At 27.7% G+C, this 22,943-nt stretch carries 32 protein-coding genes, 2 tRNA genes and 2 rRNA genes; 5 read left to right on the plus strand and 31 right to left on the minus strand.

Annotation, left to right across the window (positions count from 1 at the left end):
• The first annotated feature begins 6 nt into the window (after positions 1–6).
• Positions 7–654 carry an adenylate kinase family protein gene (locus tag AB4W63_RS01915; RefSeq protein WP_367680908.1) on the plus strand — a complete coding sequence of 216 codons (648 nt, stop codon included), beginning with the start codon at positions 7–9 and terminating at the stop codon, positions 652–654.
• Positions 655–749: 95 nt separating this feature from the next.
• Here the strand turns inward: AB4W63_RS01915 and AB4W63_RS01920 are convergent.
• Positions 750–823, minus strand: a tRNA-Arg gene (locus AB4W63_RS01920).
• Positions 824–957: 134 nt separating this feature from the next.
• Between AB4W63_RS01920 and folD the strand changes: the two genes are divergently transcribed.
• The gene (gene folD, locus AB4W63_RS01925) at positions 958–1,833 is read left to right on the plus strand and encodes a bifunctional methylenetetrahydrofolate dehydrogenase/methenyltetrahydrofolate cyclohydrolase FolD (protein WP_367680909.1); all 876 of its coding nucleotides are present in this window, start codon (positions 958–960) and stop codon (positions 1,831–1,833) included.
• Here the strand turns inward: folD and cysS are convergent.
• Positions 1,823–3,268 carry a cysteine--tRNA ligase gene (cysS, locus tag AB4W63_RS01930; RefSeq protein WP_367680910.1) on the minus strand — a complete coding sequence of 482 codons (1,446 nt, stop codon included), beginning with the start codon at positions 3,266–3,268 and terminating at the stop codon, positions 1,823–1,825. The genes folD and cysS overlap by 11 nt on opposite strands.
• Before the next feature lie 151 nt (positions 3,269–3,419).
• On the opposite strand from cysS, the gene ybeD reads away from it, so the two are divergent.
• Positions 3,420–3,683 carry a DUF493 family protein YbeD gene (gene ybeD / locus AB4W63_RS01935; protein WP_367680911.1) on the plus strand — a complete coding sequence of 88 codons (264 nt, stop codon included), beginning with the start codon at positions 3,420–3,422 and terminating at the stop codon, positions 3,681–3,683.
• Between the two features lie 91 nt (positions 3,684–3,774).
• On the opposite strand, the gene cspE is transcribed toward ybeD, so the two are convergent.
• From cspE to AB4W63_RS01965, 6 genes are all read right to left on the minus strand, one after another.
• Positions 3,775–3,984: a transcription antiterminator/RNA stability regulator CspE gene (cspE, locus tag AB4W63_RS01940; RefSeq protein ID WP_367680912.1), complete on the minus strand. Its 210-nt coding sequence runs from the start codon at positions 3,982–3,984 to the stop codon at positions 3,775–3,777.
• A 148-nt stretch (positions 3,985–4,132) separates the two neighbouring features.
• A 5S ribosomal RNA gene (rrf, locus tag AB4W63_RS01945) occupies positions 4,133–4,248 on the minus strand.
• A gap of 92 nt (positions 4,249–4,340) precedes the next feature.
• Positions 4,341–7,267 (minus strand): 23S ribosomal RNA (locus AB4W63_RS01950).
• A 171-nt stretch (positions 7,268–7,438) separates the two neighbouring features.
• Positions 7,439–7,511: transfer RNA gene (locus AB4W63_RS01955), tRNA-Glu, on the minus strand.
• A gap of 349 nt (positions 7,512–7,860) precedes the next feature.
• Positions 7,861–8,715, minus strand: a complete 855-nt coding sequence (aroE, locus tag AB4W63_RS01960; protein ID WP_367680913.1) for a shikimate dehydrogenase — start codon at positions 8,713–8,715, stop codon at positions 7,861–7,863.
• The gene (locus AB4W63_RS01965; RefSeq protein ID WP_367680914.1) at positions 8,708–9,262 is read right to left on the minus strand and encodes a Sua5/YciO/YrdC/YwlC family protein; all 555 of its coding nucleotides are present in this window, start codon (positions 9,260–9,262) and stop codon (positions 8,708–8,710) included. Before AB4W63_RS01965 ends, aroE begins: the two co-directional genes overlap by 8 nt.
• Before the next feature lie 989 nt (positions 9,263–10,251).
• On the opposite strand from AB4W63_RS01965, the gene def reads away from it, so the two are divergent.
• Positions 10,252–10,686, plus strand: a complete 435-nt coding sequence (def, locus tag AB4W63_RS01970; protein WP_367680915.1) for a peptide deformylase — start codon at positions 10,252–10,254, stop codon at positions 10,684–10,686.
• Between the two features lie 28 nt (positions 10,687–10,714).
• The gene (gene fmt, locus AB4W63_RS01975) at positions 10,715–11,695 is read left to right on the plus strand and encodes a methionyl-tRNA formyltransferase (protein ID WP_367680916.1); all 981 of its coding nucleotides are present in this window, start codon (positions 10,715–10,717) and stop codon (positions 11,693–11,695) included.
• A 197-nt stretch (positions 11,696–11,892) separates the two neighbouring features.
• Here the strand turns inward: fmt and rplQ are convergent, their stop codons facing one another.
• The 23 genes from rplQ to rpsS all read right to left on the minus strand — a co-directional run bounded on the left by rplQ (position 11,893) and on the right by rpsS (position 22,923).
• Positions 11,893–12,306 (minus strand): 50S ribosomal protein L17, encoded by a 414-nt coding sequence (gene rplQ / locus AB4W63_RS01980; protein ID WP_367680917.1) that lies wholly within the window; start codon positions 12,304–12,306, stop codon positions 11,893–11,895.
• A gap of 56 nt (positions 12,307–12,362) precedes the next feature.
• Entirely contained in the window at positions 12,363–13,349 is a 987-nt protein-coding gene (rpoA, locus tag AB4W63_RS01985) for a DNA-directed RNA polymerase subunit alpha (protein ID WP_367680918.1), read from the minus strand.
• A gap of 25 nt (positions 13,350–13,374) precedes the next feature.
• Positions 13,375–13,995 (minus strand): 30S ribosomal protein S4, encoded by a 621-nt coding sequence (rpsD, locus tag AB4W63_RS01990; RefSeq protein WP_367680919.1) that lies wholly within the window; start codon positions 13,993–13,995, stop codon positions 13,375–13,377.
• 28 nt (positions 13,996–14,023) lie between these two features.
• Positions 14,024–14,413, minus strand: a complete 390-nt coding sequence (gene rpsK, locus AB4W63_RS01995; RefSeq protein WP_367680920.1) for a 30S ribosomal protein S11 — start codon at positions 14,411–14,413, stop codon at positions 14,024–14,026.
• A gap of 21 nt (positions 14,414–14,434) precedes the next feature.
• Complete coding sequence (gene rpsM / locus AB4W63_RS02000; RefSeq protein WP_367680921.1) at positions 14,435–14,791, minus strand: 30S ribosomal protein S13; 357 nt, start codon at positions 14,789–14,791, stop codon at positions 14,435–14,437.
• A gap of 96 nt (positions 14,792–14,887) precedes the next feature.
• Complete coding sequence (gene rpmJ / locus AB4W63_RS02005) at positions 14,888–15,004, minus strand: 50S ribosomal protein L36 (protein WP_158342004.1); 117 nt, start codon at positions 15,002–15,004, stop codon at positions 14,888–14,890.
• A gap of 29 nt (positions 15,005–15,033) precedes the next feature.
• Positions 15,034–16,377: a preprotein translocase subunit SecY gene (secY, locus tag AB4W63_RS02010; protein ID WP_367680922.1), complete on the minus strand. Its 1,344-nt coding sequence runs from the start codon at positions 16,375–16,377 to the stop codon at positions 15,034–15,036.
• 6 nt (positions 16,378–16,383) lie between these two features.
• Positions 16,384–16,824 (minus strand): 50S ribosomal protein L15, encoded by a 441-nt coding sequence (gene rplO, locus AB4W63_RS02015; protein WP_367680923.1) that lies wholly within the window; start codon positions 16,822–16,824, stop codon positions 16,384–16,386.
• Between the two features lies 1 nt (position 16,825).
• Positions 16,826–17,014: a 50S ribosomal protein L30 gene (gene rpmD, locus AB4W63_RS02020; protein WP_367680924.1), complete on the minus strand. Its 189-nt coding sequence runs from the start codon at positions 17,012–17,014 to the stop codon at positions 16,826–16,828.
• 8 nt (positions 17,015–17,022) lie between these two features.
• Entirely contained in the window at positions 17,023–17,508 is a 486-nt protein-coding gene (gene rpsE / locus AB4W63_RS02025) for a 30S ribosomal protein S5 (protein WP_367681208.1), read from the minus strand.
• 35 nt (positions 17,509–17,543) lie between these two features.
• On the minus strand, positions 17,544–17,906 hold the full coding sequence (rplR, locus tag AB4W63_RS02030) for a 50S ribosomal protein L18 (protein ID WP_367680925.1): 363 nt from the start codon (positions 17,904–17,906) through the stop codon (positions 17,544–17,546).
• Between the two features lie 5 nt (positions 17,907–17,911).
• Positions 17,912–18,448 (minus strand): 50S ribosomal protein L6, encoded by a 537-nt coding sequence (rplF, locus tag AB4W63_RS02035; protein WP_367680926.1) that lies wholly within the window; start codon positions 18,446–18,448, stop codon positions 17,912–17,914.
• 16 nt (positions 18,449–18,464) lie between these two features.
• A complete protein-coding gene (gene rpsH / locus AB4W63_RS02040) occupies positions 18,465–18,860 on the minus strand; it encodes a 30S ribosomal protein S8 (RefSeq protein ID WP_367680927.1) in 396 nt (131 codons plus the stop codon).
• Positions 18,861–18,955: 95 nt separating this feature from the next.
• Positions 18,956–19,261, minus strand: coding sequence for a 30S ribosomal protein S14 (gene rpsN, locus AB4W63_RS02045; protein WP_367680928.1), 306 nt, complete (start codon positions 19,259–19,261; stop codon positions 18,956–18,958).
• Positions 19,262–19,282: 21 nt separating this feature from the next.
• The gene (rplE, locus tag AB4W63_RS02050) at positions 19,283–19,822 is read right to left on the minus strand and encodes a 50S ribosomal protein L5 (protein ID WP_367680929.1); all 540 of its coding nucleotides are present in this window, start codon (positions 19,820–19,822) and stop codon (positions 19,283–19,285) included.
• A gap of 22 nt (positions 19,823–19,844) precedes the next feature.
• Entirely contained in the window at positions 19,845–20,162 is a 318-nt protein-coding gene (gene rplX, locus AB4W63_RS02055) for a 50S ribosomal protein L24 (protein WP_367680930.1), read from the minus strand.
• Positions 20,163–20,172: 10 nt separating this feature from the next.
• Positions 20,173–20,544 (minus strand): 50S ribosomal protein L14, encoded by a 372-nt coding sequence (rplN, locus tag AB4W63_RS02060; RefSeq protein ID WP_367680931.1) that lies wholly within the window; start codon positions 20,542–20,544, stop codon positions 20,173–20,175.
• Positions 20,545–20,685: 141 nt separating this feature from the next.
• Positions 20,686–20,940 (minus strand): 30S ribosomal protein S17, encoded by a 255-nt coding sequence (gene rpsQ / locus AB4W63_RS02065; RefSeq protein ID WP_367680932.1) that lies wholly within the window; start codon positions 20,938–20,940, stop codon positions 20,686–20,688.
• Positions 20,933–21,133, minus strand: coding sequence for a 50S ribosomal protein L29 (rpmC, locus tag AB4W63_RS02070; RefSeq protein ID WP_367680933.1), 201 nt, complete (start codon positions 21,131–21,133; stop codon positions 20,933–20,935). Before rpmC ends, rpsQ begins: the two co-directional genes overlap by 8 nt.
• Positions 21,120–21,545 (minus strand): 50S ribosomal protein L16, encoded by a 426-nt coding sequence (gene rplP / locus AB4W63_RS02075; RefSeq protein ID WP_367680934.1) that lies wholly within the window; start codon positions 21,543–21,545, stop codon positions 21,120–21,122. Before rplP ends, rpmC begins: the two co-directional genes overlap by 14 nt.
• A 16-nt stretch (positions 21,546–21,561) precedes the next feature.
• Positions 21,562–22,269, minus strand: coding sequence for a 30S ribosomal protein S3 (gene rpsC, locus AB4W63_RS02080; RefSeq protein WP_367680935.1), 708 nt, complete (start codon positions 22,267–22,269; stop codon positions 21,562–21,564).
• 19 nt (positions 22,270–22,288) lie between these two features.
• Positions 22,289–22,621, minus strand: a complete 333-nt coding sequence (rplV, locus tag AB4W63_RS02085; protein WP_367680936.1) for a 50S ribosomal protein L22 — start codon at positions 22,619–22,621, stop codon at positions 22,289–22,291.
• A 14-nt stretch (positions 22,622–22,635) separates the two neighbouring features.
• Positions 22,636–22,923: a 30S ribosomal protein S19 gene (gene rpsS / locus AB4W63_RS02090; RefSeq protein WP_367680937.1), complete on the minus strand. Its 288-nt coding sequence runs from the start codon at positions 22,921–22,923 to the stop codon at positions 22,636–22,638.
• Positions 22,924–22,943: the final 20 nt, after the last annotated feature.

A 22,943-nucleotide genomic window follows, 5' to 3' on the forward strand; every position in this document is an offset into this window, starting at 1 on the left:
AAAAAAATGAATATTATTTTCATTGGACCCCCAGGGGTAGGAAAAGGAACTCAATCTTTATTAATATCTAAAACAATAAAAATTCCAATAATATCAAGTAGTAAAATTTTAAAAGAAAACATCAATACGTTATCTACAATGCAAAATGTATCTAAAGAAATAAATGATGGAAAATTAATTAATGATAATATTGTCACAAAATTAATTTTTTCTCAAATAGAAAAAAAATTTTGTAAACCAGGTTTTATTTTAGATGGGTTTCCAAGAACTATTATTCAAGCAAAAGAATTAAAAAAATTCAAAAAAATTGATATAATCTTTTATTTATTTGCTAAAAAAAATGTATTAATTGATAGGCTAATTGGTAGAAGAATTCATGTTCCTTCAGGAAGAGTATTTAATGTTAACTCATTTGCTATTGGAGAAAAACAATTAGATCCTTTAACTAAAGAACCATTAAGTATTCGCAAAGATGATTCTAAAAAAATAGTTAAAAAAAGATTAGAAATTTATAACTCTTTAACCAAACCGTTAATAGAATTTTATCGAACAGAAAGCATTCGCGGGACATGTAAATTATATGAAATAAATGCTAGTAAAACTATTGAACATGTTAAAACAGAGTTGTTACATCATTTAAATTTAAATTCTTAACATAACGTTAAAAGTTTAAAAAAAATCTATAAAAATTACATATAAAAGATTTTAGGAAACAAGTAATTTAAATATTTATTTAAAATTAAAAAAATTGCACTCTACAAGATTCGAACTTGTGACCTACGGCTTAGAAGGCCGCTGCTCTATCCTACTGAGCTAAGAGTGCAATACAGAAAAATAAAATTTAATTTAAAAAAAATTAGTTAAAAAACCAGTATATACAAAATATATTACATATAAAAATCATGTTATGCAACATAAAATTATACAAATATTTTTTTGTATACAGAGATTACTAAAATGAAATTAACAAAAAAAATTATGGATGGTATAAAAGTATCCAATTTTTTTAAAAAAAAATTAAAAAAAACATTATTGTTTTATAAAAATCAAGGACATCGAACTCCACATTTAGCAGTAATATTGATAGGAACAAATCCTGCTTCGTTAATTTATGTACAACACAAAAAATTAGCTTGTAAAAATGTAGGAATCAAATTCGTTTTATATCACTTTTCAAAAAATATATCTGAAACATCAATATTAAAAAAAATTAATCATTTAAATAATAACGATAAAATAGATGCAATATTAATTCAACTACCACTTCCTATTCATATTAATTCTGCACACATATGTAATTCTATATCTCCATACAAAGACGTAGATGGATTTCATCCATACAACATAGGTTCTTTATGTCAAAAAAATCCTACAATAATACCTTGCACTCCGAGAGGAATAATTACATTAATGAAATTTTATGATGTACCAACATACGGATTGAATTCAGTGATAGTAGGAGCTTCTAATATTGTTGGAAGACCTATGAATTTAGCGTTACTTCTACATGGATGCACTACTACCGTAACTCATAGATTTACAAAAAACTTAAAAGAACATACGAAGAAAGCAGAACTTTTAATAGTAGCAATTGGAAAAGCAGAATTTGTTGATTCTTCATGGATTAAAGAAAAATCTATAATAATAGATGTAGGAATAAATAAACAAAATGATGGTAGTATTGTAGGAGATGTGAAATTTAAATCTGTAATAAAAAAAGCTTCTCTTATAACGCCGGTACCTGGAGGAATAGGTCCTATGACCATTTTATCTCTTTTACAAAACACTATAGATATTTATAAAAAAAATATAAAAAAATATCTTAAGTACTAACATCATTATATATGTGTATATATTTCCACGTTGTTTTTGTTGTAGAATCTTCTACTCTGACATTTAACTTTAAAAGTTTTTCTTTAATAAAATCAGCTTTTTTCCAGTTTTTTAATTTTCTAAAATAACTTCTTTTTTTTATTAAGATTTTAATAAACTGATTAGATTTTTCATTATTAACAACTGAGTTTATGCTAAAAAAATCGCTTGTATTTTGCAGTAAAATACCTAATATATTTCCTAATTCTTTTAAAATATAGCTTAAATAATTAGAATAAGAATAACTTTTTTTCTTTTTATACATTTGTATTTTTTTTGATAACTCAAATAAAACAGATAAAGCTTTTGGAGTATTAAAATCATCATTCATAGCATTAAAAAATTTTTTTTTGTACAATAAACCATGGTTTTTTATTTCTTGAAATTGGTTATTTATATAACAAACAATATTATTTTGCTGTAAAGCAATGTACAATTTAGATAAAGCAAAAAAAGAAATTTTTAAAGAAGAAATTTTATCGTAATAAATTGGTTTTTTATAATGCGTAGATAAAAAAAATAACCGAACACTTTCTGGATTATTTTTTTTTAAAATATCACGTAAATAAACACAGTTTTTACCAGATTTTGACATTTTTTTTTGTTTTAAAAAAACCATACCAGAATGCATCCAGTATTTTGAATATATTAATGACTGATTATAACAGGTTGATTGAGCATTTTCATTTTCATGATGAGGAAATAATAGATCAATTCCTCCTCCATGTATGTCTATTTTTTTTCCAAAATAAAAATTATTTATAGCTGAACATTCTATGTGCCATCCAGGCCTTCCTTTTCCCCATGGAGAAGTCCAATATGGTTCATTTTTTTTTGATTTTTTCCATAAAACAAAATCTTCAACATGATGCTTACTATTTTCATCTATACTATTTTTTGTTTTTTTTAATTTATTTAATACTTGATTTGATAATTTTCCATAGTTTTTATCTTTCCTAACAGAAAAAAAAATATCTCCATTCTTAGAATGGTAAGCATAATTAGTATCCAACAAAAATCGAATTATTTTGTATATAGATTCCATATGATCAGTAACTAATGGTTCTTGAGTAGGAATTAATATATTTAATACAGAAAAATCTTTACGCATTTGTTCTATAAAATAATTTGTAAGATTTTTTACAGATACGTTAGATTTAAATGACTTTTCAATAATTTTATCATCAATATTTGTTATATTTCGAATATAATTAACCTGATATCTATTTTTTTTTAAAAACCGTAACACAATATCAAAAAATATAAAAGTTCTTCCATGTCCTAAATGACAAAAATCATACGGAGTAATTCCGCAAACATACATATTTACTTTATTTGAAGTTATAGGTATAAATTTTTCTTTTTTATTATTTAAAGTATTAAAAATTTTTAACATCCTTCTTTATCTCATAATAAGAGTATATGTATTTAAAAATAAAATGGTATAATTTTATATATATAATTTCCTATTTATATAAAAAAATCTTAAACACGAAGTTTTAAATTTTTTAGTAAAAATAATATTTTATATTTAAATTAGGATAAACATGAAGACAAAATTAGAAGAATCTTTGAAATTTCCTTGTTTTTTTACTTATAAAGTTATTGGAATTGCTAAACCAGAATTAATCGATAACGTTATCAAAGTTATTCAATTAAGAATACCTGGAGATTATATTCCAATAATAAAATCAAGTAGTAAAGGAAATTATTTATCTATTTCTATTACTATATATGCTAATGATTTTACTCAAATAGAAAATTTATACAATGATATAAACAAAATAAATATAGTCAGAATGGTTTTATAAAATTCGTTTAAAAAAATTTAAAACGGTACTTAATGTACCGTTTTAAATGATTTAAAAGAATCTAATTTATAATTTTATTAATTTAAAATAATTAAACACTTGTTACATTAGCAGCAGAAGGACCTTTCGCTCCTTCAGTAATTTCAAATTCTACACTTTGACCTTCTGCTAAAGTTTTGAATCCATTACTTTGTATAGCAGAAAAATGAACGAAAACATCCTTACTTCCATCTTCAGGAGTAATAAAACCAAAACCTTTAGACTCATTAAACCATTTAACAGTACCTTTAATCTTAGACATCTATATTACCTTTACATAAAATTACACTATTTTTTCTAAAAAATTTTACTTTATTTTAAGTTATAAAACAAATATAAAAACAATTAACTATAAAATAAAAATGTATTTAAATTATTGTAGCAATTAAAAATATTTTAGTAAAATAACTACCTGGAAATTTCCTACTCTCACACGGGGAGACCCCGTACTACCATTGGCGTTAAAGTGTTTCACTTCTGAGTTCGGTATGGTTTCAGGTGGTACCACATTACTATAATAACCAGGTAATTATTTTACTAAAATTTAATTTTAGTTATTAAAAACAAGCATTCAATAAAAACAAATAGTGATTCATATTAAAACACCTCTGGTGTTGTAAGGTTAAGCCTCTCGGGTCATTAGTACTAATTAGCTCAACACATTGCTGTGCTTACACATTTAGCCTATCAACGTCGTAGTCTCCAACGTCCCTTCAGTAAACAAAATATGTTTCAGGGAAGACTAATCTTGGGGTAAGTTTCGTGTTTAGATGCTTTCAGCACTTATCTTTTCCGCATTTAGCTACCGGGCAATGCCATTGGCATGACAACCCGAACACCAGAGATGCGTCCACTTCGGTCCTCTCGTACTAGAAATAGATCCCCTCAATCTTCCTACGCCCACGGCAGATAGGGACCGAACTGTCTCACGACGTTCTAAACCCAGCTCGCGTACCACTTTAAATGGCGAACAGCCATACCCTTGGGACCTGCTTCAGCCCCAGGATGTGATGAGCCGACATCGAGGTGCCAAACACCGCCGTCGATATGAACTCTTGGGCGGTATCAGCCTGTTATCCCCGGAGTACCTTTTATTTGTTGAGCGATGGCCATTCCATACAGAACCACCGGATCACTAAGACCTGCTTTCACACCTGCTCGCATTATCATGCTTGCAGTCAAATTGGCTTATGCCTTTACACTAACCTTACGATGTCCGACCGTAATTAGCCAATCTTCGTGCTCCTCCGTTACTCTTTGGGAGGAGACCGCCCCAGTCAAACTACCCACCAGACACTGTTTCTACACCGGATAACGGTGCTAGATTAGAATACCAAATTATACAGGGTGGTATTTCAAGGTCGGCTAAATTTAAACTAGCGTCTAAACATCAGAGCCTCCCACCTATCCTACACAGTAGAACTCAGTAGTCAGTATCAAGCTATAGTAAAGGTTCACGGGGTCTTTCCGTCTTGCCGCGGGTATACTGCATCTTCACAGCAATTTCAATTTCACTGAGTCCTAGGTGGAGACAGCCTGGCCATCATTACGCCATTCGTGCAGGTCGGAACTTACCCGACAAGGAATTTCGCTACCTTAGGACCGTTATAGTTACGGCCGCCGTTTACCGGGGCTTCAGTTCAGAGCTTCAAGTTTCCTTTAACTCCTTCGATTAACCTTCCGGCACCGGGCAGGCGTCACACCGTATACTTCCACTTTCGTGTTTGCACAGTGCTGTGTTTTTAATAAACAGTTGCAGCCAGCTATTATCTGCGACTAACTTCAGCTAATAAAGAGTAAATCTTTTTCACTTACTGTTAGCGTGCCTTCTCCCGAAGTTACGGCACTATTTTGCCTAGTTCCTTCACCTAGGTTCTCTCAAGCGCCTTGGTATACTCTACCTAACTACCTGTGTCGGTTTGTGGTACGATTTCTTGTTATTTATAGCTTAGAAGATTTTCCTGGAAATATGGTATTAATTACTTCATCACCGTAATGATTCGTCATAACGCCTCAGATTAAAAAAAACCGGATTTACCTAGTTTTTATACCTACACGCTTAAACCAGGACAACCAACGCCTGGATAATCTAACCTTTTTCGTCCCTCCTTCGCAAATAACAAGAAGTACAGGAATATTAACCTGTTATCCATCGATTACGCCTTTCGACCTCACCTTAGGTGTCGACTTACCCTGCCCCGATTAACGTTGGACAGGAAACCTTAGTTTTTCGGCGAGCAGGTTTTTCACCTGCTTTATCGTTACTCATGTCAGCATTCGCACTTCTGATACCTCCAATATACTTTACAATATATCTTCATCAGCTTACAGAACGCTCCCCTACCCAATAAAATTAGTTTATTTTATTGCCGCAGCTTCGGTATATAGTTTTAGCCCCGTTAAATCTTCCGCGCAAGCTGACTTAACCAGTGAGCTATTACGCTTTCTTTAAATGATGGCTGCTTCTAAGCCAACATCCTGGCTGTCTATGCCTTCTCACATCGTTTCCCACTTAACTATAATTTAGGGACCTTAGCTGGCGGTCTGGGTTGTTTCCCTTTCCACAACGAACGTTAGCACCCGCTGTGTGTCTCCCGTGATAACATTCTTCGGTATTCGGAGTTTGCATCGGATTGGTAGTCCGGGATGGACCCCTAGCCGAAACAGTGCTCTACCCCCGAAGATGAATTCACGAGGCGCTACCTAAATAGCTTTCGGGGAGAACCAGCTATCTCCCGGTTTGATTGGCCTTTCACCCCTAACCACAGATCATCCGCTGATTTTTCAACATCAGTCGGTTCGGTCCTCCAGTTGGTTTTACCCAACCTTCAACCTGTCCATAGCTAGATCACCGGGTTTCGGGTCTGTACCTTGCAACTAAAACGCCTATTTAGGACTCGGTTTCCCTGCGGCTCCCTTATTAAAGTTAACCTTGCTACAAAATACAAGTCGCTGACCCATTATACAAAAGGTACGCAGTCACTTGCTTATTTCAACAAGCTCCTACTGCTTGTACGTATATGGTTTCAGGATCTATTTCACTCCCCTAGCCGGGGTTCTTTTCGCCTTTCCCTTACGGTACTAGTTCACTATCGGTCAGTCAGGAGTATTTAGCCTTAGAGGATGGTCCCCCTATCTTCAGACAAGATTTCTCGTGTCCCGCCCTAATTTTTTGAGTTTATAAAATATTTATTTTTCATGTACGAGGCTATCACTCTGTATCGCTGATTTTTCCAAATCATTCTATTAAATAAACAAGTTATATAGTTAACTCATGGCTGATCCCTTTTCGCTCGCCACTACTAAGGGAATCTCAATTGATTTCTTTTCCTCGAGATACTTAGATGTTTCAATTCTCTCGGTTTGCTTTACTAACTTATATATTCAGTTAATAATGATGCTATATATTGCATCGGGTTTCCCCATTCGGATACCAACGGTTAATATCGCTTCTTATCAGCTCACCGATGATTTTCGCAGATTAGCACGTCCTTCTTCGCCTCTGACTGCCAAGGCATTCACCATATACGCTTATACGCTTAACCTTACAACCCACAGGTGTTTTATATAATAAATATTACATGTATATTATATTGTATGCTTGCTTTCAATTGTTAAAGAACAAATTAATAAATTTTAAATCATAATAAGATTAACACAAATATAAAGAATAGTATACAAATAATTTAATTTCTTTACTAAAAATTTATACAGTTTGTCCCCTAGGGGAATTGAACCCCTGTTGCCGCCGTGAAAGGGCGATGTCCTAGACCGCTAGACGAAGGGGACTAAAAAAATATTTTAATATATAAACTATTATTTATACATATAAAGTATAAAAACAATAATAACTATTATTTTTTGAAATAAAATTTACTTTATATACGAAATGTATCCAATTAAACACCAAAGTAAAAAATTAATCTAAATTAGAATTTAAAATTAAAATATACAATAAGATTAACACGTTGTTGAAACAAAGTAAAATAGTATTATTTATATATAATTTTATATTTTTAATAAATAAAACATTAATTTAACTTCGAAAATAATATACAAAAATTCTTTTCTATAACATTTTAATTATGTTATATATATTTAAAACAAATAAAAAACTGCATATGCTCTTTTTCCGTTTTTAAAATACAGAGTCCATACTACTACTTATATTTGGAAATTTATTATACCATAAAAAAAAAGCAAATGCAGCTTGACTAACTAACATCCCTTTTCCATCAGAACAATGGATAGCTCCATTTTTTTTGCAAAATTTTGTAAAAACAGTATTTTTTCTACTATAAAACAAATCATAACAATATGTATTACTACTAATTAAATATTTTGGAAAATCTGGAATTTGATTTTTCATACTGCAAGAAGTAGCATTAATAATCAAATTAAATTTTTTTTCATGAATCTTTTTGTTAAAAAAATTTAAATAAAATACATCTCCTAAATGCTTGAATCGCTTTTCTAACACTTTAGCTTTTTCTATCGTTCTATTCCATATAAATACAGTACTGCCTATTTCTAATAATACACTAATTATTCCTAATGCAGCTCCACCTGCTCCAAGTATAAGAATGTTACTTTTTTTATCTATAAATTTCTTTGTTTTTAAATCGTGAATCAATCCTACTCCATCAGTATTATCACCTAATAAAGTCCCATTGCTTAATTTTTTTATGACATTAACACTATTACTAACTTTAGCTCTATCTGTTAAAGAATTACAAATATGCACAACTGTTTCTTTAAACGGTACAGTAATATTTGCCCCCTTACTATTTTTTAAACTAAAAAATAATTCCATTTCTTTAATTAAATTATTTTCACATACATTTATCAATTTGTACTTTAATGGAATACCTTGTTCTTTAGAAAAATTTTTATATATATTAGGAGACATAGAATGATTAACTGGATTCCCGAACAAAGCAAAATTATCTATACTATCGTTTTTAGATTTTTTCTTATTTACTATACTATTCATATCTAACATACTCTTGTGTAATTGCATTAATAATATTAGATGGATTTTTGTTTGATCCAAGACTTCCTTTAACTATATTTATAGTATTTCCAAATTGTTCTTTTAATTCCAATAAAGTTTTACATGGGGTTTTTCCTGAAATGTTAGCACTAGTAGAAATTATAGGTTTTCCGAATCTAGTACATATTTTTTTTATTACACTATGATTACTTATTCTAATAGCTATTAAATTTGAATCTCCAGTAATCCAATATGGAACAGAATTCTTTGAAGGTAACAATACAGTATTCATGTTTTTCCAATAACTAAAAAGTTGTTTTTTACATATTTTTAATCTAGAATACTCTATGTAATGTTCTACTTGATTATAGTTATGAGCTACTAATATAAATCCTTTGTTTATATTCCTATTTTTAATAAAAAGTATTTTGTAAACTGCACTTTTATTTTCCGGATCACATCCAAGTCCAAAAACTGATTCTGTCGGATAAAAAATAATATTTTTTTTCTTTAATAATTGAATACTTTTTCTTATAGAAATAAGCATTATTTTTACTCTTGTATATTATTATATTTTCTTTAACTAAATTTCATAAAAAATGTTGTAATACTTTACCTAAATCAAAAGATAATCAAACCGAACGGTATCTACATGTAATTAAAAGTTAAAAAATTAAAAAAGTTCTAGTTCTAATAATTAAAACATGATTAGTATTTAAAAAAAATATTTATTTTTATTTCTAGATTAAAAAAAATAAATATCTAATAGTATATTTTCAAAACATTATAAGTTTAAAAATACAACTAGTATAAATATTTAATCTTTAATATTATTTATTATTATTTAATTAAATAATATTAATACTTTTAATTCTTTAAAGTTATACAAATAAATATATTATGTATTTATATATATACTAAATGCTTTACAACTTATTAAACTAATACACCTATATTATGATCTTAGTTATTTTGTATATATATCTATAAATTTATATATCTATATGTCTATATATTTATGTATCTATACTTATAGATATAATAAACTAATACTATTATAGGCTTTTTATTTACTAATTTTATTAAAAGTAATTTTAATCATTTAATTAATTAATTCATTTTTAATTAAAATTAACTCAATAAATCATTGAATTATTTATTTTTTTTACTTTTAAATAATTTGTTTTTTATAAGTATTTTACCTATAAAGTAAAATTTACTATAAAAACTTAATTTGTTATTGATCAAAAAAAATACTTTGTTTTTTATATACGAATAAACTATTTTATATACACAATTATATAAAATAAATAATTTTTAATTACTAATAAAATATTACAAATATATATCTTTACTTATCATTTTATTAAATCTGTTTTAAATTAATTTAAAATAAAAATAATTATTTTTTTTAATTTTTCTATTTTGAAATAAAATTCAAACATTTCTACTTTCACCTTTTTATTTTTTTAAAAAGATTTATAATAAAATATTAACCGATTACTTTATCATAAAATTATGAGTATATTAAATATATTGCAACATCCAGACATTCGTTTAAGAAACGTAGCTAAACCTGTGAAAACAGTGAATAAAAAAGTTAAAGTAATAATAGATAATATGTTTGAAACTATGTATGAAAATGACGGAATAGGACTAGCAGCTACACAAATTGATATACATTTACAAATAGCTATTGCTATAAATTCTGAAAAAAAAAACAATCCTATAATACTTATTAATCCAACCATATTAAATTATTCTGGAAATATTGAGGTAGAAGAAGGTTGCTTATCTATTAAAAATAAACGAGCAATAATATCCCGATATTCTTACGTAGAAATTCGTGCAACAAATTGGTCTAATAAATTATGTTTCATAAAAGCACACTCTCTTTTAGCTGTATGTATACAACATGAAATAGATCATTTATCAGGAAAATTATTTATCGACTATTTAAAAAAAAAATAATAACTATAAAAAATTTATATAAACTACAATGACAACACAAACTTTAAACAAAAACAACCTTAAAAAATTAAAAATTATCTTTTCTGGAACTCCTATATTTGCTGCTAAACATTTACAATCATTAGCTAATTACAAATATAATATTGTAGCAGTAATTACTAAAAAAAATAATAAGAGTAAAAGAGGAAGTAAAACAATTGAAAGCCCTGTCAAAAAAATAGCAAAAATCTATTCTATTCCAACATTTGAAATTAATTGCTTATCAAAAGATAGAAAAATAGTAGAAAATCTTAAAAAATTAAATGCAGATGTTATGATTGTTGTAGCCTACGGTTCAATTGTTCCACATTCTATATTAAATTTATTTCCTTTTGGATGTATTAATTTACATCCTTCTCTTTTACCACGTTGGAGGGGGGCATCTCCTATATCTTCTTCAATTTTATTCGGAGATAAAATAACTGGGATAACTATTATACGAATGAATGAATCCATAGATTCTGGAAAAATAATGTTTTCTTCTAAATGTTTTATAAAAAAAAAAGAAACAAGTTATAGTTTAGAAAAAAAATTATTTAAACTAGGAATTTATTGTATAATTCGTGTTTTAAAAAAAATAGAACACAAAGAACCAATAAAATTAATATCTCAAAATGAAAGCTTAACTACATACGCTAAAAAATTTAAAAAAGAAAATGCAAGAATAGATTGGAACAAAACAGCCTGTTATATAGAACGCTTAATTAGAGCATTCTTTCCATGGCCAATTGGATATTTTATATTTCATAATATAAAAATAAAAGTGATTCAATCGTCTGTTATAAACAATAAAAAAACTCATAAAATAGGAGAAATTATTAAAATTAGTAAAAAGGGGATCCAAGTAAATACAAAAAATGGTATTATTTTATTAAAAAAAATACAATTTCCAGGAAAAAAAATTATTTCTATACAAGATTTCATTAATTCAAATAAAAAATTGTTAAAAACAGGTATTATTTTAAATTAATAATTTAAATATTTAAAATTAAAAAAATTCTATATATCCCTTTGTTGTATTTTTACAAAAATATGACATCCTAAATTAATCATTTTTTGTTTAAGAACATAACAAAATTTGAAACGCTATGTTCTTAATAATTACATCCAAAAAATACGTGTATAGTTAAAAACTATTAGTAACGTTTAGAATAAACTTAATTATACTTAATGTAATTTGTTTTCTAACGTTTTAGTTGTATTTAATTTTACCATGCTTTTAGCATTTTTATTCACTAATTCAATATATGCTATTGGAGCACAATCTCCAGGTCGTACTCCACATCTCAATATTCTAGTATATCCTCCAGCACGATTTAAAAATCTTGGACCAATATCTTTAATCAATTTAAAAACAATTTTTTTATCTCTAATTTTAGAGAATAATATTCTTCTGTTAGACAAACTGTCTTTTTTAGAAAGAGTAATTAATGGCTCTACTATTCTGCGTAATTCTTTTGCTTTAGATAAAGTTGTTTTTATAATTTCATACGTAAATAAAGAATGAGCCATATTTTTAAGCATGGAGTTCAAATGACTTCTTTTTCTATTTAGTTTACGTCCAATTTTTCTATGTCTCATATCTATATTCCTTTAAAAACTACATAGATTTTAAATATTCTATAATTTTAAATTTATTAAACATTTAATAACTTCTTTGGAGGCCAGTTTTTTAAACGCATACCCAAGGAAAGATTTCTTAAAGCTAATATATCTTTTATCTCTGTTAAAGATTTTTTTCCTAAATTAGGGGTTTTCAATAATTCTACTTCAGTTTTTTGTACTAAATCTCCAATATAGTAAATCATTTCTGCTTTTAAACAATTAGCTGAACGAACTGTTAATTCTAAATCGTCAACAGGTCGTAATAAAATTGGTTCAAATTCCGGTTTTTCTTCTTTAATTTCTACTTCTGGAACACTGCTTAAATCTACAAAAGCTTCTAATTGGTCTGACAAAATAGTAGCTGATTTTCTAATTGCTTCTTCAGGATTAATAGTACCATTCGTCTCTATCTCTAATACTAATTTATCTAAATCAGTTCTTTGTTCAACTCTAGCAGCTTCTACATTGTAAGAAACTCGATTAACAGGACTGTAACAAGCATCTAATAATAATCTTCCTATTATTCTTTCGCTACTATTCCTAACTCTAGCAGAAACAGGAACATATCCTCTTCCTTTTTCTATTTTTATTCTCATTTTTATAGAAGAATTTAAATCTGTTAAATGACATATATGATGTTTTGGATTAATTATTTCTATACTTGAATCATGAATAATATTAGATGCTGTAACTACTCCAACTCCAGATTTTTCTAGAAATAAAATAGCTTTATCCTTTCCATGAATTTTTACAGCTAATTTTTTTAAATTTAATAATATTTCTAATATATCTTCTTTAATTCCTTCTTTAGTACTATATTCATGTAAAACATTATCAATTTCTACTTCTGTAACAGCACTTCCAGGCATAAACGACAATAAAATTCTACGAAGTGCATTTCCTAATGTATGACCAAATCCTCGTTCTAATGGTTCTAAAGTAACTTTTGCACGGGTTATATTTATTTGTTCTACATTTACTAATCTAGGTTTTAGAAAATTTTTATTTAAAAGTGACATATATTCCTCTCTTAATGATATTGCTTTATTTTGAATATAGTTCAACTATTAAATGTTCATTAATTTCTGAAGAAAAATCAACTCGTTCAGGCACTCTAATTAATTTAGCTTGCATAGTAGATTTGTTTAAATTTAACCAAGTAGAAGGTTCTCTTTGATCTGCTAGCTGTATAGAATTTTTTATACGAATATAATTCTTAGCATGATTATTTATGCCAATAACATCGTTTTTTAAAATTTGATATGAAGGAATACTTACTATTTTGTTATTAACAGTAATTATTTTATGATTTATCAACTGTCTAGATTCAGCTCTAGTTGAACCAAATCCAATACGGTAAACAATGTTATCTAATCTAGATTCTAATAGCAACAATAAATTTTCACCTGTATTTCCTTTTAATCTTGCTGCTTTTTTATAATAATTTCTAAATTGTCTCTCTAGTATTCCATATAGTCTTCTAACTTTTTGTTTTTCTCTCAATTGTATACCATAATCTGACAATCTTGTTTTTTTTATACCATGAACTCCAGGCGGTCTATCTATTTTACATTTCGATTCTATAGACCGAACTCCTGATTTAAAAAACAAATCCGTTCCTTCTCTTCGACTTAGTTTTAACTTCGGACCAAGATACTTTGCCATTTATTATTTTTCCTTAACGTTAACCACTTTATACACGTCTTTTTTTAGGAGGACGACATCCATTATGTGGTATAGGAGTTACATCTGTAATATTAGTAATTTTAAATCCAGCAGAGTTTAATGCTCTAATTGTAGATTCCCTTCCAGGTCCAGGACCTTTCACCATTACTTCTAAATTTTTTATACCATAATCTTTTACTAATTCAGAGCACCTTTCTGCTGCTACTTGTGCTGCAAAAGGAGTAGATTTTCTAGATCCTCTAAAACCAGATCCTCCGGCAGTTGCCCATCCTAAAACATTTCCTTGTTTATCAGTAATAGTAACTATAGTATTATTAAATGAAGCATGAATATGTGCTATTCCGTCCATAACTTGCTTTTTTACTCGTTTACGAGTACGTATTGTGGTTTTTGCCATGATTCTTTTATAAAACTCCAATTATTTTTTTATAGATTTTCTAGGACCTTTACATGTTCTTGCATTAGTTTTAGTCCTTTGACCCCGTACCGGTAATCCTTTTCTATGCCTTAACCCTCTATAACAGCCTAAATCTATTAAACGTTTAATGCTTAGCGTTTTTTCTCTTCTTAAATCTCCTTCTACAATAAATTTAGAAATAGCTGTTCTTAATAAATCTATCTGCGAATCATTTAAGTCTTTTACTTTATTATCTTCATTAATACTTATACTTTGACAAATTAACCTAGAACTAGAAATGCCAATCCCGTATATTTTTGTTAAAGCTATTATTATATGTTTATGATCAGGAATATTAATTCCTGCAATACGAGCCATAAAAACTCCTAATTATTATAATACAAAAATGAATTATTTATACTACAGTTTTATTTAAAACAATATAACTTATTAATTTTTTAATTTAAATATGATTTATCCTTGTCTCTGTTTATGTTTTGGATCACTAATACAATATACACGAATCACATTTTTTCTACGCACTATTTTGCAATTTCTACATAATTTTTTTACTGATGCTCTTACTTTCATTTGTAGATCTCAATATTTTTAATATATAACTATTTTTTTTTATTGTTAAAATATAAATTAGATTTTTTTAAAATAACATCGTACTGATTCGATAAAATTAAAGTTTGTATTTGAGTTATAAAATCTATTATTACTACGACAACTATCAATAATGATGTGCCTCCAAAATAAAATGGCATATTAAAAATATTTTTTATAAATTCTGGCATCAAACAAATAAATATCATATATACAGAACCAATACATGTTAACTTCAACATAATATTACTAATATACTTTTCTGTCTTTTCTCCTGGTCTAATACCTGGAATAAAAGCTCCTGATTTTTTTAAATTATCTGCAGTTTCTCTTGGATTAAAAGCTAATTGGCTGTAAAAAAAACAAAAAAATACTATTGATGTAGCATATAATAAAATATAAAAAATATGACTAAACTTAAAAAACAAAATAATTTTACATAATAAATTTAAATTGTCTAAGTGCTTACCCAAATACCAAGATGCTATAGTAGAAGGAAAAATTAACATGCTAGATGAAAATATTGCTGGCATAACACCAGACATATTTAACTTTAATGGTAAATGAGTATTTTGAGTAGAATATATTCTACTGCCTCGTTGACGACCAGCATAACGTATAGTTATTTGTCTTTGACAACGTTCAGTGAAAACTACAAAAAAAATAGACAATACAATAATAATCATAACAACTATGTATTGCAATATAGTGTACTCATTATTATGAAATTGGTTAACTATTTTACTAAAAGTTGAAGGAAATCCTGATAAAATACTAATAAATATTAGTATAGATGTTCCATTTCCTAAACCATATTCAGTAATGAGCTCACTTAACCACATTAAAAACAATGATCCTGAAATTAAACTAAATATAGCAATAAAATAAAAATAAATATCAGGATTAAGAATAAAATATTTCATTCCAGATAAAAATGGAAGGCTAGTAGCCAATCCAACCGCTTGAAAAATAGCCAAGAATAATGTTAGGTATCTTACATATTTATTAATTTTTTTACTTCCTAATTCTCCTTCTTTTTTTAGCTTAGAAAAAGTTGGATAAGCTAAAGTTAATACTTGAATAATAATAGATGCTGAAATATACGGCATAATTCCTAGCGCGAATATAGAAGCCCTACTTAAAGATCCACCAGAAAACATATTAAATATGTCAAAAATTCCACTAGAATTAGAATATATAATTTTTGACAATACTGGAATATTAATTCCAGGTATAGGAATAAACGAACCAATGCGAAAAACAATAATAGAAAAAATAAAAAATATCGTTCTTCTTTTTAATTCAATTATTCCTTTATTATAATTTTTATAATAGTTAATCAATTTATGTTCCATAATAAATTATTCATTTTTAATTGCTCCACCACATGATTCTATTACTGAACGCGCTCCTTTTGTAACAGATAAACCTTCTACTATAAGAGATTTTTTTAAAGTACCATGTAAAATAATTTTGACATACTTTACATTGTTATTTATGATATTATGTTTTTTTAATTCATTAATAGTAATAACATGTTTAGTATTTATTTTATTTAAATCTGATAAACGAACTTCTACTGTTAGCTTTTTTTTTCGAGAAAAAAAACCAAATTTAGGAGATCGTCTATATAAAGGAGTTTGCCCTCCTTCAAACGTTCTACTAATTTTTTTCCCACTTCTAGACTTTTGTCCTTTATGACCTCTACCACATGTCTTTCCTAACCCTGAACCAATTCCTCTTCCAACTCTTTTTTTTCTTGTAATAGAACCTTTTTTTGAAGAAATAGTATTTAAATGCATATTAAAATTCCTTTACTACTAACATGTAGGATACTAATTTTATCATTCCTTGCAAGGAAGGAGTATTTTTTCTTACAACAGTATGTCCTATATACCTAAGTCCTAATCCTTTTAAAGTAGCTTTATGTTTCGGCAATATTCCTATAGAACTTTTGGTTTGAGTAATTGTTACACTATCATTATTTATCATGTTTTTTTTTACTCCACTATTTCACTAATAAGTTTGTTTCTCTTTTTAGCTATCATAGAAGGAGATCGCATTCTAGATAAACCATCTAATGTAGCTCTAACTACATTAATAGGATTAGTAGATCCATACGTTTTAGCTAAAACATTATGTATCCCTGAGACTTCTAAAACAGCACGCATAGCACCTCCTGCTATAATACCTGTCCCTTCTGAAGCTGGTTTCATGAAAATATTTGATCCAGTGTGAGATCCTGTAACTGCATGTTGCAACGTTCCTCTATTTAACGGAATACTAATCATATTTTTTCGTGCTTTTTCCATAGCTTTTTGAATAGCTGCAGGGACTTCTTTAGCTTTTCCATATCCAAATCCCACTTTTCCACGTCCATTCCCTACAACTGTTAATGCAGTAAAAGAAAAAACCCTACCACCTTTAACAGTTTTAGATACTCTATTAACAGCTACTAATTTTTCTTTTAAATCTCCCTGAGACATATTCTTTTTTTCAAATTTTGACATCCTATTTTACCTTAAAAATTAAGTCCTGTTTTTCGTGCTGACATTGCTAATTCTTTTACACGACCATGATATTTAAAACCAGAACGATCGAAGGAAACTTTTTTAATACCTTTTTCTAAAGCTCTTTTAGCTATTTCTTTTCCAATAATTGAAGCAGATATTTTATTTCCAGTTCCTTTTTTACTCTTTATGATCTTTTTTTCTAAAGTACAAGCTGATGCTATAATTGTACAAGAATCTGAGTTAATTACTTGAGCATATATATGTTTTGAAGTACGATGAACAACTAATCGAATTACTTTTAACTCTTTTAATTTTTCTCTTGTCTTACGTGCTCTACGTAATCTAGACATTTTTTTAATATTAGGATTCATATAAATTATTTCTTTTTTGCCTCTTTAATTCGAACTTTCTCATTTTCATAACGTATACCTTTTCCTTTATAAGGCTCTGGAATTCTATAACTACGCAAATTCGACGCTACTTGACCAACTAACTGTTTATTAGCACTTTTTAATATAATTTCAGTCGTAGATGGGCTTTCTGCTAATACACCTTTTGGTAAAATATATTCAACGTTGTGCGAATATCCTAATGACATATTAATAACATTTTTTTTTGATAAAGCAATTCTATATCCGACACCTGATAACTTTAACTTTTTTACAAATCCTACAGAAACTCCAACTATCATTGAAGATATAATCGATCTAGCAGTACCTGCTTGAGCCCAACTTTTAGAATCATCAATCTTAGTATTGAAAATTAAAACATTACTCTTGTACCGTACATTAACATATCTATGTATTTTATACGATAAAGAATCGAATGATCCTGTTATATGAATTATTGGATAATTTAAAACAATTTTTACTTCTTTCGGAACAATAATAGGTAATTTTGCAATTCTAGACATACATATACTACTCCAATTAAGCTACATAACAAATTATTTCACCACCTAATCCTATTTTACGGGCATTTTTATCTGTCATAACTCCTTTAGAAGTAGATAGAATAGAAATTCCAAAACCATCCATAACTCTAGGAATGAATTGTTTCTTTTTATATATTCTAAAACTAGGACGACTTGCTCGTTCTATTTTTTCTATAACAGCATTACCCTGAAAATATTTTAAAAGTATTTCTAAAAAAAATATTTTTTTATTTTTTTTTACCATAACATCTAAAATATATCCTTCTTCTTTTAATACTTTACTAATTGCTAATTTAATATTTGAAAAACTGACCATTACTGAAATTTTATTAGAAGCCTGACTGTTTCGTATACGAGTTAACATATCTGAAATAGGATCTTGCATGCTCAATTAAATTTTCTCCTTTTAAATCTTTCTACTATATATATATACTTAACTAATCAATATAAATATTAGAAATGTTATTCTTTTTATACTACATATAGCTACCAACTAGCTTTTCTTAAACCTGGTATTTCTCCTCTCATAGCAGATTCTCGTACTTTCATCCTACTTAATCCAAATTTTCTTAAATAAGCATGAGGTCTTCCTGTTTGACGACATCTATTCCTTTGTCTACAAATACTCGAATCTCTTGGTAATGATTGTAATTTTAAAACAGCATTAAAACGTACTTCTTCTTTTAAATTAGAATTCAAAATAATAGACTTTAATTTCTTTCTTACGTTTAAAAATTTTTTAGCCAAATAAATACGTTTAACTTCTCTAGCCTTCATTGATTGTTTAGCCATAATATTAGATAATTCCTATCTTTAATTTCGAAATGGAAAATTGAACGCAGATAATAATTCATATCCTTCAGCACTTGATAAAGAAGTAGTTGCAACAGTAACGTTTAAACCTCTTATTTTATCTATTTTATCATAATTAATTTCTGGGAAAATAATTTGTTCTTTTATTCCAAAATTATAATTTCCCTGTCCATCAAAAGAAGAACGTGGAAATCCTCTAAAATCGCGAATTCTAGGTATAGCTATTGCTATTAAACGATGAAAAAAATCCCACTTTCTTTTTCCTCTTAAAGTAACCTTACATCCTATAGGATACCCCTTTCGAATTTTAAATCCAGCTACTGATTTTCGAACTTTAGTAATTAATGGTTTTTGACCTGAAATTAACGATAAATCTGATACAGCATTATTTAATATTTTTTTATCTGATATAGCTGTTCCAACACCCATGTTTAAAACAATTTTTTCTATCCTAGGAACTTGCATTATAGAACTATAATTAAATTTAACCATAAGTTTCTTTACAACAACACTATTAAAATAATTATATAATATAGACATATAAATAGTCCTTTTTTTCTTTTTATATAAGCATTTCATTACTGGACTTAAAAAATCTAATTTTTTTTCCTGATTGAAATTTAAACCCTATTTTTTCTGATTTTCCAGTTTTTGTATTTAAAATACCTACATTAGAAATATGAATATAAGCCTCTTGCTTTATAATTCCCCCGCTTTTATTTTGAGAAGGAACCGACTTTTGATGTTTAGTTACTATATTAACTCCTTGTACTATGACCTTATTTCTATCTGATCTTATTTCAATAACTTTTCCAATTTTTCCTTTATCTCTTCCTGATAAAATCATTACTGTATCATTTTTGCGAATTTTGGCTGCCATAACTTTACCTCTATATTACTTCTGAAGCTAAAGAAACAATTTTCATAAATTTTTCGTTACGTAATTCTCTAGTAACAGGACCAAAAATTCTAGTTCCAACTAATTGTTCATTAATATTATTTAACAAAACACAAGAATTTCTATCAAATCTAATTAACGAACCATCAGATCTCCTGATACCTTTCCTTGTTCTTATTACTACAGCTTTAAGAACATCTCCTTTTTTTACTTTTCCTCTTGGGATCGCTTCTTTGATAGCTATTTTAATGATGTCTCCAATGTTTGCATATCTTCTTTTCGAACCACCTAACACTTTTATGCAAACTGCTAATTTAGCACCTGAGTTATCAGCTACATTAAGAACAGTTTCTACTTGTATCATTTTAAATATTATCTCTTTTTATATTCACAAAACTGTAAAATATAGCTATATTATTCGTATAAAACTTATATGAACATTTAATGATATTAAACTACATACTTATTTTTATATATAATAATACTATATTGAATTTTAATTAAATTAAATAACTATTTTCTTAACTATACGTACTAATTTCCATGATTTAGTCTTAGAAATAGGACGGCACTCTTGTACTTTTACAATATCTCCTACAGAACATTCATTGTTTTCATCATGAATATGTAATTTAGTAGTACGTTTTATGAATTTTTTATATAAATTGTGTTTTACTAACTTTTCTATTATTACTGTAGCTGACTTATACATTTTATTGCTACTTATTTTTCCTTGTAATATATTTTTTTTTTTAACCATTATCTTTATGCCTTTTTTCCATAAAAATAGTTTTAGTTCTAGAAATTTGCTTTCTAATTTTTTTTAATAAATGAGTCTGTTTTAATTTTCCTGACGACAATTGCATTTTTAAATTAAACTGTTCTCTGTAAAAAATCATTAACTGTTCATAAATTTCACTTTTTTTTAAAGAACGTAATTTATCTATTAACATGTACAATCTCTCGTTTATTAACAAATATAGTTTTTATAGGCAATTTTGATGATGCTAATTTAAATGCTTTTCTAGATATTTCTTCAGAAATTCCTGAAATCTCGTATAAAATTTTTCCAGGTTGAACTAATGCAACCCAATATTCAACATTACCTTTTCCTTTTCCCATTCTAACTTCTAATGGTTTTTGAGTAATAGGCTTATCTGGAAAAACACGGATCCATACTTTTCCCTGTCTTTTTATAAACCGAGAAATAGTTCTTCTAGCTGATTCAATTTGTTTTGCTGTCAGTCGTCCTCGATCTACTGCCTTTAAACCAAACATTCCAAAACTAATCTCATCTCCTACTACTATACCTCGATTACGTCCTTTATGCATTTTTCGAAACTTAGTACGTTTTGGTTGCATCATAATAAATTTTTATCCTTTATCTTCTATTCTTTTTTTTCTTTCTGGAAAGTAAAGTAGGTTTTTCTAATTTATCTAACTCTTCAACTGAAGACATTCCTCCTAATATCTCTCCTTTAAAAATCCATACTTTAACACCAACTATTCCATATGTAGTTTTAGCTATCGAAGAATTATATTCTATATTAGCCCTTAAAGTATGCAATGGAACTCTACCTTCTCTATACCATTCTGTTCTAGCTATTTCAGCTCCTCCCAACCTTCCACTTACTTCTACTTTTATTCCTTTTGCTCCTTGTCTCATAGAATTTTGGACAGCTCTTTTCATGGCACGACGAAACATAACTCTTCTCTCTAATTGAGAGACAATATTATCTGATACTAATTTTGCATCTAGTTCAGGTTTTTTTATTTCTGCAATATTTATTTGTGCAGGAATACCAGTAATATTTAAAATTTCTGATCTTAATTTTTCTATATCTTCGCCTTTCTTTCCTATGACTATCCCCGGCCTAGCTGAATAGATTGTAATTCTTATACTCTTAGATAACCTTTCTATTACTATTTTTGATACTGATGCTTTTAATAGTTTTTTATTTAAAAATTCTCGTACGACAAAATCGCTATGCAAATTATTCGCAAAATTTTTACTATTAGAAAACCAGATTGAATTCCATTTTTTAACAATTCCTAACCTCATTCCATTAGGATGAACTTTTTGTCCCATATTATATTACTCCAAAAACTTAAGTGTCAGAAACAACTACTGTTATATGACTTGTTCGCTTTAAAATACGATCTGAACGTCCCTTAGCTCTCGGCATCATACGTTTCATTGTAGGTCCTTCATCTGCAAATATTTTTATGATTTTCAGTTTTTTTGAATCACAACTATTATTATGTTCGGCATTTGCAATAGCAGATTGAAGAGTCATTCTAACAAAATGAGCAGCTTTTTTTTTTAAAAAGTTTAATATATTCATAGCTACTAAAACATTTTTTCCCCGTATTAAATCAGCAATTAATCGCACTTTTTGAGCTGAAGAACGAGCTTTACAATATTTTGCTAAAATTTCCATTGTTATACCTTTAATTAACTCTTAGATGTTTTTTTTACTTTTTTATCTGAAGTATGTCCTCTATAAGTTCTTGTTGCAGAGAACTCACCAAGCTTATGCCCTACCATTTCTTCAGTAATAAACACTGGAATATGTTTTTTTCCATTATGAACAGATATTGTTAATCCAATCATATTCGGAAATATAGTAGAACGCCGAGACCAAGTTCGTAATGGTTTTTTATCTTTGTTTTTAATTATTTTTTTTACTTTGTTAAATAAATGTGAATCTATAAAAGGCCCTTTTTTTAAAGAACGTGGCATATGCAACTACCTTATAAATA

Source organism: Buchnera aphidicola (Anoecia corni) (assembly GCF_964056675.1).
Classification (GTDB): Bacteria; Pseudomonadota; Gammaproteobacteria; order Enterobacterales; family Enterobacteriaceae; genus Buchnera_E; species Buchnera_E aphidicola_B.

What these genes read in the sequence shown, in the direction of transcription:
- cspE (WP_367680912.1), bottom strand. Translation starts at nt 3,984, where the DNA reads ATGTCTAAGATTAAAGGTACTGTTAAATGGTTTAATGAGTCTAAAGGT.
- rplR (WP_367680925.1), bottom strand. Translation starts at nt 17,906, where the DNA reads ATGAATCCTAATATTAAAAAAATGTCTAGATTACGTAGAGCACGTAAG.
- rpmC (WP_367680933.1), bottom strand. Translation starts at nt 21,133, where the DNA reads ATGTTAATAGATAAATTACGTTCTTTAAAAAAAAGTGAAATTTATGAA.
- rpsQ (WP_367680932.1), bottom strand. Translation starts at nt 20,940, where the DNA reads ATGGTTAAAAAAAAAAATATATTACAAGGAAAAATAAGTAGCAATAAA.
- rpsM (WP_367680921.1), bottom strand. Translation starts at nt 14,791, where the DNA reads ATGGCTCGTATTGCAGGAATTAATATTCCTGATCATAAACATATAATA.
- rpsE (WP_367681208.1), bottom strand. Translation starts at nt 17,508, where the DNA reads ATGTCTCAGGGAGATTTAAAAGAAAAATTAGTAGCTGTTAATAGAGTA.
- rplO (WP_367680923.1), bottom strand. Translation starts at nt 16,824, where the DNA reads ATGCATTTAAATACTATTTCTTCAAAAAAAGGTTCTATTACAAGAAAA.
- rplP (WP_367680934.1), bottom strand. Translation starts at nt 21,545, where the DNA reads ATGATGCAACCAAAACGTACTAAGTTTCGAAAAATGCATAAAGGACGT.
- rpsD (WP_367680919.1), bottom strand. Translation starts at nt 13,995, where the DNA reads ATGGCAAAGTATCTTGGTCCGAAGTTAAAACTAAGTCGAAGAGAAGGA.
- rpoA (WP_367680918.1), bottom strand. Translation starts at nt 13,349, where the DNA reads ATGTCACTTTTAAATAAAAATTTTCTAAAACCTAGATTAGTAAATGTA.
- rpsN (WP_367680928.1), bottom strand. Translation starts at nt 19,261, where the DNA reads ATGGCTAAACAATCAATGAAGGCTAGAGAAGTTAAACGTATTTATTTG.
- rplE (WP_367680929.1), bottom strand. Translation starts at nt 19,822, where the DNA reads ATGTCTATATTATATAATTATTTTAATAGTGTTGTTGTAAAGAAACTT.
- rpsK (WP_367680920.1), bottom strand. Translation starts at nt 14,413, where the DNA reads ATGGCAAAAACCACAATACGTACTCGTAAACGAGTAAAAAAGCAAGTT.
- rplX (WP_367680930.1), bottom strand. Translation starts at nt 20,162, where the DNA reads ATGGCAGCCAAAATTCGCAAAAATGATACAGTAATGATTTTATCAGGA.
- ybeD (WP_367680911.1), top strand. Translation starts at nt 3,420, where the DNA reads ATGAAGACAAAATTAGAAGAATCTTTGAAATTTCCTTGTTTTTTTACT.
- secY (WP_367680922.1), bottom strand. Translation starts at nt 16,377, where the DNA reads ATGGAACATAAATTGATTAACTATTATAAAAATTATAATAAAGGAATA.
- aroE (WP_367680913.1), bottom strand. Translation starts at nt 8,715, where the DNA reads ATGAATAGTATAGTAAATAAGAAAAAATCTAAAAACGATAGTATAGAT.
- fmt (WP_367680916.1), top strand. Translation starts at nt 10,715, where the DNA reads ATGACAACACAAACTTTAAACAAAAACAACCTTAAAAAATTAAAAATT.
- rpmD (WP_367680924.1), bottom strand. Translation starts at nt 17,014, where the DNA reads ATGATAAATAATGATAGTGTAACAATTACTCAAACCAAAAGTTCTATA.
- cysS (WP_367680910.1), bottom strand. Translation starts at nt 3,268, where the DNA reads ATGTTAAAAATTTTTAATACTTTAAATAATAAAAAAGAAAAATTTATA.
- rplV (WP_367680936.1), bottom strand. Translation starts at nt 22,621, where the DNA reads ATGGAAATTTTAGCAAAATATTGTAAAGCTCGTTCTTCAGCTCAAAAA.
- rplQ (WP_367680917.1), bottom strand. Translation starts at nt 12,306, where the DNA reads ATGAGACATAGAAAAATTGGACGTAAACTAAATAGAAAAAGAAGTCAT.
- rplN (WP_367680931.1), bottom strand. Translation starts at nt 20,544, where the DNA reads ATGATACAAGTAGAAACTGTTCTTAATGTAGCTGATAACTCAGGTGCT.
- rpsC (WP_367680935.1), bottom strand. Translation starts at nt 22,269, where the DNA reads ATGGGACAAAAAGTTCATCCTAATGGAATGAGGTTAGGAATTGTTAAA.
- rplF (WP_367680926.1), bottom strand. Translation starts at nt 18,448, where the DNA reads ATGTCTAGAATTGCAAAATTACCTATTATTGTTCCGAAAGAAGTAAAA.
- AB4W63_RS01915 (WP_367680908.1), top strand. Translation starts at nt 7, where the DNA reads ATGAATATTATTTTCATTGGACCCCCAGGGGTAGGAAAAGGAACTCAA.
- rpmJ (WP_158342004.1), bottom strand. Translation starts at nt 15,004, where the DNA reads ATGAAAGTAAGAGCATCAGTAAAAAAATTATGTAGAAATTGCAAAATA.
- folD (WP_367680909.1), top strand. Translation starts at nt 958, where the DNA reads ATGAAATTAACAAAAAAAATTATGGATGGTATAAAAGTATCCAATTTT.
- AB4W63_RS01965 (WP_367680914.1), bottom strand. Translation starts at nt 9,262, where the DNA reads ATGCTTATTTCTATAAGAAAAAGTATTCAATTATTAAAGAAAAAAAAT.
- rpsS (WP_367680937.1), bottom strand. Translation starts at nt 22,923, where the DNA reads ATGCCACGTTCTTTAAAAAAAGGGCCTTTTATAGATTCACATTTATTT.